Raw genomic sequence first — 14,122 nt, forward strand, 5'->3', positions numbered from 1 at the left:
ATGACACCCCCGAATTGGCTGAATGAAGTGAAATGGGACGATAAAGGTCTGGTGGTGGCTATCGCCCAGGATGCCCACAGTGGCCGTGTGCTGATGGTGGCCTATATGAACCGCGAGTCGCTGCAGCTGACTGCAGAGACGGGCATTGCCCACTACTGGACACGCTCGCGCCAGAAGCTGTGGAAAAAAGGCGAAGAGTCCGGCCACACCCAGGCTGTCAAAGAGCTGCGCCTGGACTGCGATGGCGACGTGATTACCATGCAGATCGAACAAGCCGGCGGTATTGCCTGCCATACCGGGCGCGAGAGCTGTTTCTACCGTGTGTGGCAGGACGGGCAGTGGGTGATTACGGATGAGGTGCTGAAAGACCCGCACGCGATCTACCATCAGCACTGAATCTGATCTGCTGCAGGGTTTACCCCAATACGACCTGTTACAAGGATGTCACATTATCGACATATACTGGCACCGCGCCGGTAGCCGGGAGACGCAAGATGAACGCGACTGAGATTTTCAAGAATATTGGTGACACGCTGGAAGCCCGCAAAGAAGCCAGCCCGTCTTCGTCCTATGTAGCTTCGCTGCTGCACAAGGGTGAGGATGCCATTTTGAAGAAAGTGGCCGAAGAGGCTGCCGAAGTATTGATGGCGTCCAAAGACAAAGACCGCCTGCATTTGGTGCGCGAGGTCGCCGATTTGTGGTTCCACTCCATGGTGCTGCTGGCACACCACGGCCTGCGTGCCGAAGACGTGGTGATGGAGCTGAAGCGCCGTGAAGGTATTTCCGGTATTGACGAAAAAGCATCGCGCCCGCAGGCCTGAGCAGGAGCATCAACATGACTGACTGTATTTTCTGCAAAATCGCCAAAGGCGAGATTCCGGCCAAGAAAGCGTATGAAGACGACGACGTGGTGGTGTTTCATGACATCAACCCCAAGGCGGACGTTCATTTGCTGCTGATTCCGAAACTGCATGTAGAATCACTGGCTCAGTGCGATATCCGCCACCAGCAGATACTGGGCAAGCTACTGCTGCTGGCCCCTGTGCTGGCTGCCGAGCATGGCTTGGCGCAAGGTTTCAAGACTGCCATCAACACCGGTGTTGGTGGCGGCCAGGAAGTTTTCCACCTGCACGTACACGTGTACGGCAATCGATAAATCCGGGTAGGCATACCCAACCTGTTTAGAGGTAAGTGTCCATGGGTTCCTTTAGCATCTGGCATTGGCTGATCGTTCTGCTGGTCGTGGTTCTGGTGTTTGGCACCAAAAAGCTGCGTAATGTTGGCGAGGATCTGGGCGGTGCGGTGAAAGGTTTCAAGGAAGGCATGAAGGGCGAGGCGGAGAAAGATGGCGCGGGTGGCCGCGTGATCGATGCTGACCAAGACAAGAAATAAGCGCAGGCCATACTGTGTTTGAAATCAGTTTTGGCGAACTGCTGGTCATTGGTGCGGTGGCGCTGATCGTCCTGGGGCCGGAGCGCTTGCCGACAGTTGCGCGTACCATTGGCGCACTGGTTGGCCGCGCCCAGCGTTTTGTGGCCAGTGTGAAGTCCGATATCCATCAGCAAAGCCAGATGGCAGGCCTGCAGGAACTGAAGCAGGACGTGCAGGATGCGGCCAACGCCTTTCGCGATCAGGTGCAGCGTGAAGTAGACGAGACGCGTCAGGTCGCGCAGGAGATTGCCTATGCGGTAGAACCTGTGCACGAGGCTGCGCAAGCATCTGCCAGCGAGCTTGCCCGGCTTGCCGATGAGGCCAGCCAGCCATCTGAAAGCATTGCACCGGAAGATATGCTGGCCGCTGCCGGGGTGACACCCGAACCGCAGCCAGTCGCGGATGAAGGGCAGCTGGACTTGTTTGCCCAGCCTGCCGCTGCGAGTGCTTCCGACCAATCTGTAGCCGAGTCCCGTTCTTAATACATGGATCAACAACCTTTACTGGCGCACCTGGTCGAGCTGCGCAACCGGCTGGTGCGTATTGCTGTCGTACTGTTGGTGGCCTTGCTCGCCATGGTGCCTTGGGCGGGTGATGTATACCACCTGTTTGCCAAGCCACTGCTGGATGTACTGCCGCAAAACAGCAGCATGATTGCCACCGAAGTCACGGCTCCGTTCTTTGTGCCGCTGAAGGTCACCATGCTGGTGGCGTTTGTGGCCACCTTGCCGCATACCCTCTACCAGATCTGGGCGTTCATCGCGCCCGGCCTGTACAACCACGAAAAAAAGCTGATCGTTCCGCTGATCGTCAGCAGTGTGTTGTTATTCATGGTGGGCATGGCCTTTGCCTACTTTGCCGTTTTCCCGGTGGTATTCGGCTTCATGAGTGCGCATACCCCGGAAGGCGTGGCCATGATGACGGATATCGACAAGTACCTGTCTTTTGCACTGGGCATGTTTGTCGCGTTCGGCATTACCTTTGAAGTACCCGTGATTGTGGTGGTACTTAACCGCATGGGCATCGTCACCCTTAAACAGCTGCGTGAAGGTCGCTCGTATGTCATTGTGGGGGCTTTTGTGGTGGCGGCCGTCGTGACCCCGCCCGACGTATTGTCCCAGGTAATGATGGCGGTACCGCTATGGTTGTTGTATGAAGTAGGCATCGTAATGTCGATGCTGGTAAACAAGGAAAAACCGGATGTCGCGCATGGCTAACCCCAAACCGTTTCATTGGGGCGCTGTACTCAGCCTGCTGGCCCTGATCATGTTGAATCTGGCATGGGAGTTGTGGCTGGCGCCGCTGCGCCCCGGTGGTTCCTGGCTGGTACTGAAGGCTGTCGTTCTGCTGCTGCCCCTGATGGGCGTGCTGAAAGAGCGTGTCTATACCTACCAGTGGTCCAGTATGTTTATCCTGGCCTTTTTTGCCGAAGGGGTGATGCGGGCCTGGGGGGATAGTGGTTTTTCGCAGCAGCTAGCCATGCTGGAGGTGTGGCTCACTGTGCTCTATTTCAGCAGTGTAGTGTTGTATGTAAGAGCCAAACGGCTGCAACTGTCATCCTAAACAAGACAATCTTCGTTATCCTAAGCCAGCGCGATGCTGGCTTTTTTTTAGTTAGCGTTCCTTACAATTGGCAATAAGTTGTTAAAGATCAATCAAATGATACTTGCAGGTTTGCCAAGCCTTGCTGATAATGTATCCGATATAAAAAAGTGCCGCACAGCGAGCTGCCGAATAACGAAAAGCAAGGCCACACCTTGAAAAGAGCGTATGGATAAGCCTGAAACTAGCCCTACTACCGCAGGAATTACCCTGCGTGCCACGCACCTCGACCCCCTGCTGGATTGTCTGTTCGAGCTTACTCGCCTACATGGTGTGACGACCACGCGAGACTCGCTGATTGCGGGTATTCCCATGGAAGACCAGCGTCTCAGTCCTTCCATGTTTTCGCGCGCCGCGCGCCGTGCCGGCCTGGCTTCCCGGGTGCTGCGCCGCCCGTTGAACCAGCTGCCTGCCGTGCTGTTGCCTGCCGTGCTGATACTGAAAAATGATCAGGCCTGCTTGCTGAGGGAAGTCAGCAGTGACGGGAAATTTCATATTAGCCCTGGCGAGCTGCCAGAGTCGATACAGGTACTGACGCTGGAAGAGCTGCAAGCGATTTACACCGGGCTGACCATTGTGGTGAAGCCGCGCTTCCGTTTCGAAAAGCGAGTGCCCGAGCTGCAAAAAGCCCGCAGCGAACACTGGTTCTGGCATGCCGTTTTACAAGGCCGCCCCCTCTATCGCGATGCGCTGATCGCTGCTTTTTTCGTCAATTTCTTTGCCCTCGCTTTCCCGCTGTTTTCCATGAATGTGTACGACCGTGTGGTACCCAATATGGCGTTCGATACGCTGTGGGTGCTGGCTGCGGGGGTAGTGCTCATGCTGGTCTTCGATTTTGTGCTGAAGCTCACACGGGGTTATCTGATTGATCTGGCCAGCAAGCGGGTGGATGTCATGCTATCGGCCCTCATCATGGAGCGTGTACTGGGCATCCGCATGGAGGCCCGGCCAGCCTCTGTAGGCGCTTTTGCGGCCAACCTGCGTGCATTCGAATCACTGCGTGATTTTATTGCCTCGGCCACCATTACTACGCTGGTCGATGTGCCATTTGCTTTGCTGTTCCTGTTTGTGATGCTGTGGATTTCCCCCTGGATGGTGCTGCCGCCCGTTATCGCCATCATCCTGATGCTGCTGTTGGCCTTTATCGTGCAGGCCAAGATGCACGAGTTGTCCGAGAGCACCTTCCGTGCCTCGGCACAGCGTAACGCGCATCTGGTGGAAAGCCTGGTGGGCCTGGAGACGGTCAAGACGCTGGGGGCCGAGGGCGAGCTGCAAGGGCGCTGGGAAAAGGCCACGCTCTTTCTTGCCCAGATCGGGACCCGACTCAAGTTCTTGTCGGCCGTTACAATGAACCTGGCAGCATTCATTCAGCAGCTGATGTCCGTGGCTATTCTCGTGGTGGGGGTGTATCTGATCAAGGAAGGCCAAACCTCGGTGGGTGGCCTGATCGCCTGCACCATGCTGGCTGGGCGCGCCATTGCACCTTTGGGCGCGGTAGCCGGCCTGATGACGCAGTACAACAATGCCAAGTCATCGCTGACGTCGCTGGAAGGCTTGATGAAGCAACCCGTGGAGCGCGAGCATGAAAGTACCTTCTTTCATCGTACCCACTTCAAAGGCGAAATCGAGTTTAACCATGTGGACTTTACTTACCCGAATAGTCCGCTGGGCGCACTGCATGACGTGTCGTTCCGTATCAAGGCGGGCGAGCGCGTGGCTATTCTGGGGCGTGTCGGTTCGGGTAAATCCACCATACAGAAGCTGGTGATGGGGCTGTATCAGACCCAGCAGGGCGCAGTGCGCATTGATGGCGTGAACGTACAGCAGGTCGATCCGGCCGAGCTGCGCCGCCATGTGGGGTACGTTTCGCAAGACCCGGTGCTGTTTTACGGCACGCTACGCCAGAACATCAGCATGGGCCAGCCCCATGTGCATGACGCAACTATCGCTGCGGCCGCGGAGCTGGCCGGGCTCACCGAGTTTATCAACTCGCATCCCGATGGCTTTGATATGGTGATTGGCGAACGTGGCGAATCGCTGTCCGGCGGTCAGCGTAAAGCCATTACTATTGCCCGCGCCTTGCTGAATGCGCCGCCAATATTGTTGCTGGACGAACCTACCAGCAATATGGATCACAGTACCGAAACAGCCATGAAGCGCACTTTCGAGAAAATCGTGGCGGGTAAAACGCTGATTCTGGTGACACACCATACCGCCCTGCTGGATCTGGTAGACCGCATTATCGTGATCGATCAAGGCCGCATTTTGGCAGACGGCCCCAAACAAGAAGTCGTGCAAGCCCTGCAGCAGGGTAGAGTGGGGAGGGCGCAAGCATGAAATGGCTAACAGCAATGCTGGATAAGCTGCGTAATACCAGCAACCCGCTGATACAGAAAATTCTGGGTTGGTCGTCAGCGGAAGATTTACAAGACCGTCAGGATTTTGCATCGGATGCCGAGTGGGCCATTCTGGCGCAAGACCCGCGCCGACCACGTATGTTCATCTGGACGATCGGTCTGTTTATCGTGTGTGCCTTGATCTGGTCTGCCCTGGCTACACTGGATGAGGTGGCACGCGGTGAGGGCAAGGTAGTGCCCACTAGCCAGGTACAGCATTTACAAAGTCTGGATGGCGGTGTGGTATCGAAGATCCTGGTGAAAGAGGGCGATATTGTCGACCGCGGCCAACTCTTGCTGCAGGTGGACAACACACGCTTTGTGTCTTCGCTTAACGAAAACCAGTCACAACTGCTTTCCTTGCAGGCCAAGTCAGCACGTTTACGCGCCTTGTCCGAGGGTAAACCGTTTAGCTTGCCTCCCGAGGTTACAACGAGGGCGCCCGAAATTGCCCGTCAGGAAATGGACCTTTACCAGTCTAAAAGGATGGAACTGGAGGCTAACTTGTCCATTGCCCGTCAGCAATTGGCGCAGCGCAGCCAAGAGCTGAATGAAGCCCGTGCGCGGCGAGACCAGGCCAACCAGGGTCTGGAGCTGACTCAGCGCGAGTTGAATGTGACTCGGCCCTTGCTCAAGTCTGGCGCGGTGTCTGAGGTGGATATTCTGCGTTTGGAACGTGATGTGTCGCGCTATCGCGGTGAGCGCGATATGTCCAATGCCCAAGTGCCGAAGATCCAGTCGGCGATTAGTGAAGCATCCCGGAAGATTCAGGAAGTTGAGCTTGCCTTCCGTAACCAGGCGAGTACTGAGCTCTCGGAAACGTTGGCTAAGCTCAGCACACTGGGTGCTGGCAATGCCGCATTGCAAGACAAGGTAAAACTGACCGAAGTGCGTTCACCTGTCCGTGGCGAGGTCAAGCGCCTGCTGGTGAATACGGTAGGTGGTGTGGTACAGCCTGGGCGGGATATCCTGGAGATTGTGCCACTGGATGAGTCATTACTTATCGAAGCCAAGATCTCGCCACGTGATATTGCCTTCTTGCACCCTGGTCAGCGTGTCTTTGTACGTTTCACTGCCTACGACTCTACTATCTATGGCGGCTTAAAAGGCTCTTTGCAGCAAATTGGTGCCGACTCGATAACAGATGAAAAGGGTAATACCTATTATGTGGTGCGCGTGAAGACAGATTCATCGCATTTGGGTAATCAAGGCAAGCTGCCCATCATTCCGGGTATGACGGCTGAGGTAGATATCATTACTGGCAATAAAAGCGTGCTGAACTATTTGCTCAAACCGGTTTTGCGGGCAAAAGCGCAGGCATTGAGTGAGCGATAATATGTATACCTTATTGATATCATCTAGCATTTCTTTGCAGGATCATTTGGCTGCAGCACTCGGTTCTTTTATAGAGGTTTTGCCATCGCTATGGGATTTGCCAACGGCAAACCGTTTTCGCCAGGGAGATCTCGTCTGGGTAGATGCTGATAATCAGGATCCTGATTTAATCAAGCGGCTATGTAAAGGGGACTTTGGTTCCGCGCGGGTCATCGTGCTAAGCAGTACGCCCAATGATGCAGCGGCAGTGGATTGGCTGGGACTGGGTGCTGCAGGCTATCTGCATGCATTTTCGACACCAGAGACGCTACGGCAAACTACCGCTGTCGTTGAGTCTGGTGGCCTATGGGTCGGTGTCAGCCTGATGCAGCAACTCTGTGCACGCTTTGGCCAGATAGCCAAACCGCAGCACGATTTAATAGCACAACTTACCGAAAGGGAGCGGGAGGTTGTGCAATACTTGAAAATGGGTAAGAGCAATAAATTGATTGCCAAGGAAATGGATATTTCCGAACGCACAGTAAAAGCACACCTTACGGCTATATTTGCAAAGTTCGATGTATCAGACAGGATACAGTTATTATTGAAATTGGCTGCATAAATCAATTTGCCCATCGGTACAATAGGTAAGCCGACAAAGCCCCAATACATTGCTGAGTATTACAACAATGTTTGGGGCTTTCATCATGGCGAACACTGCAACCGTTCAAGGCACTGTCGTAGCACTTTCTGGCAAAGTTCTGGCTATCGCGGCAGATGGCACGACCCGAGTATTACAGCTAGGCGATAAGGTGTTAACGGGTGAGCGTCTTGTTGTACCCGCAGATGCATTTATCGAACTGCGTGGTATGAATGGTAATATTGTCCGGGTTGCTGATGAGCGCACTTTAACTATTACCGATGATGTATTTTCCCAAGCATCGATAGATGCCACCGATACGGCAATTGCTCCGCTCAGTGCTGACGCACGTAATGTACTGGCAGCGCTTGAAAGCGGTCAGGATCCATTGCAGGGGCTAGAAGAAACGGCTGCAGGTTTGACGGGGGGGCCTGCAGAGAGCGGTGGGAGTTCGTTTGTACGTATTACGCGTATTGCAGAAGGCGTGCAGGCGCTTGTACTCACGGCTGAGAATGATGTCGGAATCATTTCAGCTCCCTTTACCACGACGGATGATCTGGTTGATATCACTGCGCCAGCGCTGACGGTCTTCTTGGACCCAAGTAGCGACAGTGGCACCAAGGGTGACGGCATCACCAACGACAATACCCCGACCATCAGCGGCACTGGCGAGCCAGGCAGCACCGTTACCATCACCACACCTACCGGCGAAACCATCAGCACCACCGTCAAGCCTGATGGCAGCTGGAGCGCCACACCCACCCAGCCACTGCCGGAAGGCAACAACACCGTTACTGTGAAAGCCACCGACCCGGCAGGTAACAGCACTACCGGTACCGTACCCGTTACAGTCGACACCAAAGGCCCGGCGCTGACCAGCCAGCTGGACCCTGCTAGCGACAGCGGCACCAAGGGTGACGGCATCACCAACGACAATACCCCTACCATCAGCGGCACTGGCGAGCCAGGCAGCACCGTTACCATCACCACACCTACCGGCGAAACCGTCAGCACCACCGTCAAACCTGATGGCAGCTGGAGCGCCACACCCACCCAGCCACTGCCGGAAGGCAACAACACCGTTACTGTGAAAGCCACCGACCCGGCAGGTAACAGCACTACCGGTACCGTACCCGTTACAGTCGACACCAAAGGCCCGGCGCTGACCAGCCAGCTGGACCCTGCTAGCGACAGCGGCACCAAGGGTGACGGCATCACTAACGACAATACCCCTACCATCAGCGGCACTGGCGAGCCAGGCAGCACCGTTACCATCACCACACCTACCGGCGAAACCATCAGCACCACCGTCAAGCCTGATGGCAACTGGAGCGCCACACCCACCCAGCCACTGCCGGAAGGCAACAACACCGTTACTGTGAAAGCCACCGACCCGGCAGGTAACAGCACTACCGGTACCGTACCCGTTACAGTCGACACCAAAGGCCCGGCGCTGACCAGCCAGCTGGACCCTGCTAGCGACAGCGGCACCAAGGGTGACGGCATCATCAACGACAATACCCCTACCATCAGCGGCACTGGCGAGCCAGGCAGCACCGTTACCATCACCACACCTACCGGCGAAACCGTCAGCACCACCGTCAAACCTGATGGCAGCTGGAGCGCCACACCCACCCAGCCACTGCCGGAAGGCAACAACACCGTTACTGTGAAAGCCACCGACCCGGCAGGTAACAGCACTACCGGTACCGTACCCGTTACAGTCGACACCAAAGGCCCGGCGCTGACCAGCCAGCTGGACCCTGCTAGCGACAGCGGCACCAAGGGTGACGGCATCACCAACGACAATACCCCTACCATCAGCGGCACTGGCGAGCCAGGCAGCACTGTTACCATCACCACGCCTACTGGCGAAACCGTCAGCACCACCGTCAAGCCGGATGGCAGCTGGAGCGCCACCCCGACCCAGCCGTTGCCGGAAGGCAACAACACCGTTACCGTAAAAGCCACCGACCCGGCAGGTAACAGCACTACCGGTACCGTACCCGTTACAGTCGACACCAAAGGCCCGGCCCTGACTAGCCAGCTGGACCCAAGCAGCGACAGCGGCACCAAAGGTGACGGCATCACCAACGACAATACCCCTACCATCAGCGGCACTGGCGAGCCAGGCAGCACTGTTACCATCACCACGCCTACCGGCGAAACCGTCAGCACCACCGTCAAGCCCGATGGCAGCTGGAGCGCCACCCCGACCCAGCCACTGCCGGAAGGCAACAACACCGTTACTGTAAAAGCCACCGACCCGGCAGGTAACAGCACCACCGGTACAGTTCCTTTGGTAGTTGATTCGGCTGTACCGAATGGTGGTCAGGCACCAGAAGTCACGCTTACTGAAGATGGCAATAATGATGGCTTTATCAACCGCACCGAGGCGCAGGGCGATGCTGATGTAAAAGTCGCCTTCAATCGCGACCTGGTTTCGGTTGGTGATGTGGTGCAGATCAGTGCAGGGGGCATCAGCAAGAATGTCACTATTTCGGCCACGGACAAGCAGAATGGCTATGTGACATCGTCTTTTGCGTTGCCCGCATCGGGCGACACACTTACCGTTAATGCACAGATTGTGGATGCTGCCGGTAATCGTAGTGCCACGGGGTCTGATAGCGCCAAGGTAGATTTGAGCAATCTGAATGTACCGGTGGTCAGCATTGTTGAAGACACCAATAACGATGGTTTGCTCAACAAAGTCGAGCTACAAGGCTTGGTAGGCGTGGTGGTATCGCTGCCTGCCGGTGCTGTAGCAGGGGATCTGCTGACAATTCAGTCAACCGGTAGTGATACCAAAACTATCACCTTGACCCAAGCACAGATTGATGCCGGTCGTGTGACCCTGGAGGTGCCGCCTACGGCGAGCGGTACTGATCTGGTGGTAACGGCACAGCTGAGCGATGCCGCAGGCAACCAGTCTGACAAGACAAGTGCTAAGGTCAAGATTGATACCGAGGCGCCCGCACTTACGGCGCAGTTGGATCCAGCCAGTGATACCGGTACTAAAGGCGACAGTCTGACCAATGACAATACGCCGACGATTAGTGGTACGGGTGAAGCGGGTAATAAGGTAACGGTAACCACGCCGACAGGCGAAGCACTGACAACCACTGTGCAGCCGGATGGTACCTGGACAGTTACCCCTAGCCAGCCGCTGCCTGACGGTAGCAATACCGTTACTGTCAAGGCTACTGATCCTGCCGGTAATACCAGTACTGCTAATGTGCCGCTGGTAATCGATACCAGCAAGCCAGCATTGACTGCGCAGCTGGACCCTGCCAGCGACAGTGGCGCCAAAGGCGATGGTATTACCAATGACAATACGCCCACTATCATGGGCACGGGCGAGCCTGGTAATACCATTACGGTCGCTACGCCGACGGGTGAAACCCTGACAACTACCGTCAAACCGGACGGTAGCTGGAGCGTCACCCCTACCCAGCCGCTGCCGGAAGGCAACAACACCGTTACCGTGAAAGCCACCGACCCGGCAGGTAACAGCACTAATACCGCCGTCCCACTCACCATTGATACTGCAGTACCTAATGCGGGTGCAGCGCCAGTCGTCACGCTGACAGAAGACAGCAATAATGATGGCTTCATTAATCGGACAGAAGCACAGGGTGAGGCAGATGTTAGCATCGCCTTCAACCGTAGCCAGGTAGCAGTGGGTGACCAACTGGTAGTAAGTAACGGCACCAGTAGTAAAACCATTACGCTGACGGCGGGCGATATTGCTGCCGGTGCAGTGAATACCAGTTTCCCATTGCCTGCCAGTGGCAACACGCTGACCGTGGATGCCTACTTTATGGATGCTGCGGGCAACCGCAGTGCCAGTGGCAGCGATAGTGCCAAGGTTGATCTAAGTGATTTGTCCGGCTTGCAGGTCGCGATTACCGAGGATGCTAATAACGATGGCATCATCAACAGTAGCGAGCTGCAGGGTAATGTAGGGGTGAGCATCAGCCTGCCAGCAGGCGCTGTCGCAGGGGATTTGCTCACGATCACCTCTAGCGGCAACGCTACCCAGACCATCGTGCTGACGCAACCGCAGGTGGATGCACGCCAGGTGTTGCTGGACCTACCGGCGCCCGCCAATGGCAGCGAGCTGCTAGTTACCGCGCAGTTGAGCGATGCAGCGGGTAACCAGTCCAATACCGCGTCCGATAAAGCCACATTGATGACTGGCGAGCCAGGTGCGCCACAGGTACGCATCACCGAAGACAGTAATAACGACGGTTTGATCAGCACCGCAGAGCTGAACGGCACGCTGGATACCCTCGTCACCTTGCCGGCCACCGCTCAGGCGGGTGACAAATTGCTGGTCACCGTGAATGGTGTAGATCAGCCAGTACGCGTGCTGACAGCTGCCGATATCGCCGCTGGTGCTGTGAGCCTTGCCGGTATCAACAACCCCGGTGATGGTGCAACGGTCAATGTCAGCGCCCGCATCGAAGACAAGGCAGGTAACTTGGGGCCGGCAGGTTCGGATAGCGTCAAGATGGATCTGACGCAGTTTACCGGCTTGGCGATTCGCATCACCGAAGATGAGAACAACGATGGCCTGATCAGTGCTGGTGAGCTGAAAGACAACGATATCGACGTTCGTGTTACCTTGCCGCAAGGCGCTGTACCAGGGGATAGCTTGTCGATCAGTGCCAGTGGCAACGTGGCCCAAGTATTCACGCTGACCGCAGCGCAGTTGGCCGCAGGTTTTATCGATGTCAGCTTTAACCCCACTACCAATAACACCGACTTTGTTGTTACCGCCAACATTACCGACGTGGCCGGTAATCGTTCCGGCCCGGTAACCGATACGGCTCGTCTGCAGTTATCCGCACCGGGTGTGCCGGTGGTGAACATCCTTGAAGACCAGAACAACGACGGCTTCATCAACGCGGCAGAGAAGCAGGGCAGCGTAGATGTCAGCGTCACCTTGCCTGCGACGGCACAGGCGGGGGACAAGCTGCTGGTCAGTGTGAATGGCGTAGCGCAAACACCGCGGGTACTGACTGCTCAGGATATTGCCAAGGGTAGTGTGGTGGTGGACAACGTTAGCCAGCCTGCAGAGGGTGGCACGCTTACTGTCACCGCTCAGGTGGAGGACAAGGCTGGCAATCTGGGTGGTACCGGTAGTGATAGTGCCAAGCTGGATACAGTGGCACCGGTGCTGACTGCTCGTCTGGATCCGGCCAGTGACAGTGGTACTGTTGGCGATGGCATCACCAACGACAACACCCCCACCATCAGTGGCACTGGTGAGCCAGGTAATAGCATCAAAGTCACCACCCCGACAGGCGAAGTCCTCACCACCACGGTGAAACCGGACGGTACCTGGAGTGTCACTCCAACCCAGCCGTTGCCAGAAGGTGCGGCCAACCTGCCGGTAGTCGCTACCGACTCGGCCGGCAACACCACAACGGCATCGGTACCCCTCACTATCGATACGCAAGTACCGAACAATGGCAATCCGGTGGGTGTGGCGATTGTTGAAGACAGCAATAATGATGGCTTGCTTAACCGTGCAGAAGCCCAAGGGGATGTAGACGTCAAAGTCTCATTCAATGGCAATCTGGTTGCCGTTGGCGATACTGTCTCCATTAATAACGGCACGCTTACTCAGACTGTTGCCATTACCGCGCAAGATAAAGCCAACGGCTTTGTCACCACCAGCTTCCCGCCACTGGCTGATGGTGCCACCCTGGTGGTGAAAGCTAGCATTGTTGATGCAGCGGGTAACCGTAGCGGAGAAGGGCAAGACACGGTCAAAGCTGATTACACCCAGTTCAGTGGTATGGCTGTTCGTATTGTCGAAGACGAAAATAACGATGGCCTGATCAGTGCCAGCGAACTCAAAGACAACGATCTAGACGTACAAGTTACCTTGCCTGCCGGTGCCGCCATAGGTGATACCGTTACGGTTACCGGTAGCGGTAACGTCAATCAGGTCTTCATCCTTACCGCCCAGCAAATAGCGGATGGGGTGCTAAACGTCAGCTTCAACCCTACAGCCAATAACACGGACTTTGTTACTACCGTCAGCATCGTTGATACTGCGGGCAATAAGGCCGGCCCCGTGCAAGATACAGCGCTCCTGCAGCTTACTGCCCCAGGCCTGCCTATCGTTACTATCACCACAGACCAGAACAACGATGGCTACATTAATGCCAGCGAACTTACTGGCAATATTGCAGCCAGTGTCACGCTGCCCGCTACTGCAGCGCAGGGCGACAAGCTGGTTTACAGCATTAATGGCGTTACTCAGCCACCCCTTACCCTGACCCAAGCAGATATCGTTGCGGGTAGTGTGAGCTTGCCAGGCATCGCCTCGCCGGGTGAAGGCAAGGACCTGGTTGTCACCGCACAGGTTGTTGATAAGGCCGGGAATGAAGGTGGTATTGGTAGTGATAGTGTCAAGATTGATACGACCGCACCGGCCCTCACCGCCAAACTCGACCCGGCCAGCGACAGCGGTACGCCAGGCGACGGCATCACCAACGACACCACGCCGACCATCAGCGGTACCGGCAATGCGGGCGACAGCATCAAAGTCACCACCCCGACCGGCGAAGTGCTCACCACCACGGTGAAACCGGACGGCACCTGGAGCGTCACCCCGACGCAGCCGCTGCCAGAAGGGGCGGCCAACATTCCGGTGGTCGCCACCGACCCGGCCGGCAACACCACCAACGCCAGCGTACCGGTCACCATCGACAGCGGTGTGCCT

11 protein-coding genes are annotated in these 14,122 nt (G+C 56.2%); all 11 read left to right on the forward strand.

Annotated elements, in window-relative coordinates:
- A complete protein-coding gene (gene hisI / locus ACZ9XP_RS09890; RefSeq protein WP_465188342.1) occupies positions 1–396 on the forward strand; it encodes a phosphoribosyl-AMP cyclohydrolase in 396 nt (131 codons plus the stop codon).
- Positions 397–494: 98 nt separating this feature from the next.
- Positions 495–821 (forward strand): phosphoribosyl-ATP diphosphatase, encoded by a 327-nt coding sequence (locus ACZ9XP_RS09895; protein ID WP_147686122.1) that lies wholly within the window; start codon positions 495–497, stop codon positions 819–821.
- A gap of 14 nt (positions 822–835) precedes the next feature.
- On the forward strand, positions 836–1,156 hold the full coding sequence (locus ACZ9XP_RS09900) for an HIT domain-containing protein (protein ID WP_147686120.1): 321 nt from the start codon (positions 836–838) through the stop codon (positions 1,154–1,156).
- 41 nt (positions 1,157–1,197) lie between these two features.
- On the forward strand, positions 1,198–1,392 hold the full coding sequence (tatA, locus tag ACZ9XP_RS09905; RefSeq protein WP_147686118.1) for a Sec-independent protein translocase subunit TatA: 195 nt from the start codon (positions 1,198–1,200) through the stop codon (positions 1,390–1,392).
- 14 nt (positions 1,393–1,406) lie between these two features.
- A complete protein-coding gene (gene tatB, locus ACZ9XP_RS09910) occupies positions 1,407–1,913 on the forward strand; it encodes a Sec-independent protein translocase protein TatB (RefSeq protein WP_465188343.1) in 507 nt (168 codons plus the stop codon).
- A 3-nt stretch (positions 1,914–1,916) separates the two neighbouring features.
- Positions 1,917–2,648 (forward strand): twin-arginine translocase subunit TatC, encoded by a 732-nt coding sequence (tatC, locus tag ACZ9XP_RS09915; RefSeq protein ID WP_147686114.1) that lies wholly within the window; start codon positions 1,917–1,919, stop codon positions 2,646–2,648.
- Positions 2,641–2,994: a DUF2069 domain-containing protein gene (locus ACZ9XP_RS09920; protein ID WP_147686486.1), complete on the forward strand. Its 354-nt coding sequence runs from the start codon at positions 2,641–2,643 to the stop codon at positions 2,992–2,994. Before tatC ends, ACZ9XP_RS09920 begins: the two co-directional genes overlap by 8 nt.
- Positions 2,995–3,201: 207 nt before the next feature.
- Positions 3,202–5,370 (forward strand): type I secretion system permease/ATPase, encoded by a 2,169-nt coding sequence (locus ACZ9XP_RS09925; RefSeq protein ID WP_147686112.1) that lies wholly within the window; start codon positions 3,202–3,204, stop codon positions 5,368–5,370.
- Positions 5,367–6,764, forward strand: a complete 1,398-nt coding sequence (locus ACZ9XP_RS09930; RefSeq protein ID WP_147686110.1) for an HlyD family type I secretion periplasmic adaptor subunit — start codon at positions 5,367–5,369, stop codon at positions 6,762–6,764. Before ACZ9XP_RS09925 ends, ACZ9XP_RS09930 begins: the two co-directional genes overlap by 4 nt.
- Positions 6,754–7,365 carry a response regulator transcription factor gene (locus ACZ9XP_RS09935; RefSeq protein WP_147686108.1) on the forward strand — a complete coding sequence of 204 codons (612 nt, stop codon included), beginning with the start codon at positions 6,754–6,756 and terminating at the stop codon, positions 7,363–7,365. The genes ACZ9XP_RS09930 and ACZ9XP_RS09935 overlap by 11 nt, the downstream gene beginning before the upstream one ends.
- Before the next feature lie 85 nt (positions 7,366–7,450).
- Positions 7,451–14,122 (forward strand): retention module-containing protein (locus ACZ9XP_RS09940; protein WP_465188344.1); only part of this gene is annotated, 6,672 nt, incomplete at its 3' end.

Source organism: Vogesella perlucida, assembly GCF_979366545.1.

Coding starts and splice junctions, on each gene's coding strand:
- ACZ9XP_RS09920 (WP_147686486.1), top strand. CDS start 2,641: ATGGCTAACCCCAAACCGTTTCATTGGGGCGCTGTACTCAGCCTGCTG.
- ACZ9XP_RS09925 (WP_147686112.1), top strand. CDS start 3,202: ATGGATAAGCCTGAAACTAGCCCTACTACCGCAGGAATTACCCTGCGT.
- ACZ9XP_RS09930 (WP_147686110.1), top strand. CDS start 5,367: ATGAAATGGCTAACAGCAATGCTGGATAAGCTGCGTAATACCAGCAAC.
- ACZ9XP_RS09895 (WP_147686122.1), top strand. CDS start 495: ATGAACGCGACTGAGATTTTCAAGAATATTGGTGACACGCTGGAAGCC.
- tatC (WP_147686114.1), top strand. CDS start 1,917: ATGGATCAACAACCTTTACTGGCGCACCTGGTCGAGCTGCGCAACCGG.
- ACZ9XP_RS09900 (WP_147686120.1), top strand. CDS start 836: ATGACTGACTGTATTTTCTGCAAAATCGCCAAAGGCGAGATTCCGGCC.
- hisI (WP_465188342.1), top strand. CDS start 1: ATGACACCCCCGAATTGGCTGAATGAAGTGAAATGGGACGATAAAGGT.
- tatA (WP_147686118.1), top strand. CDS start 1,198: ATGGGTTCCTTTAGCATCTGGCATTGGCTGATCGTTCTGCTGGTCGTG.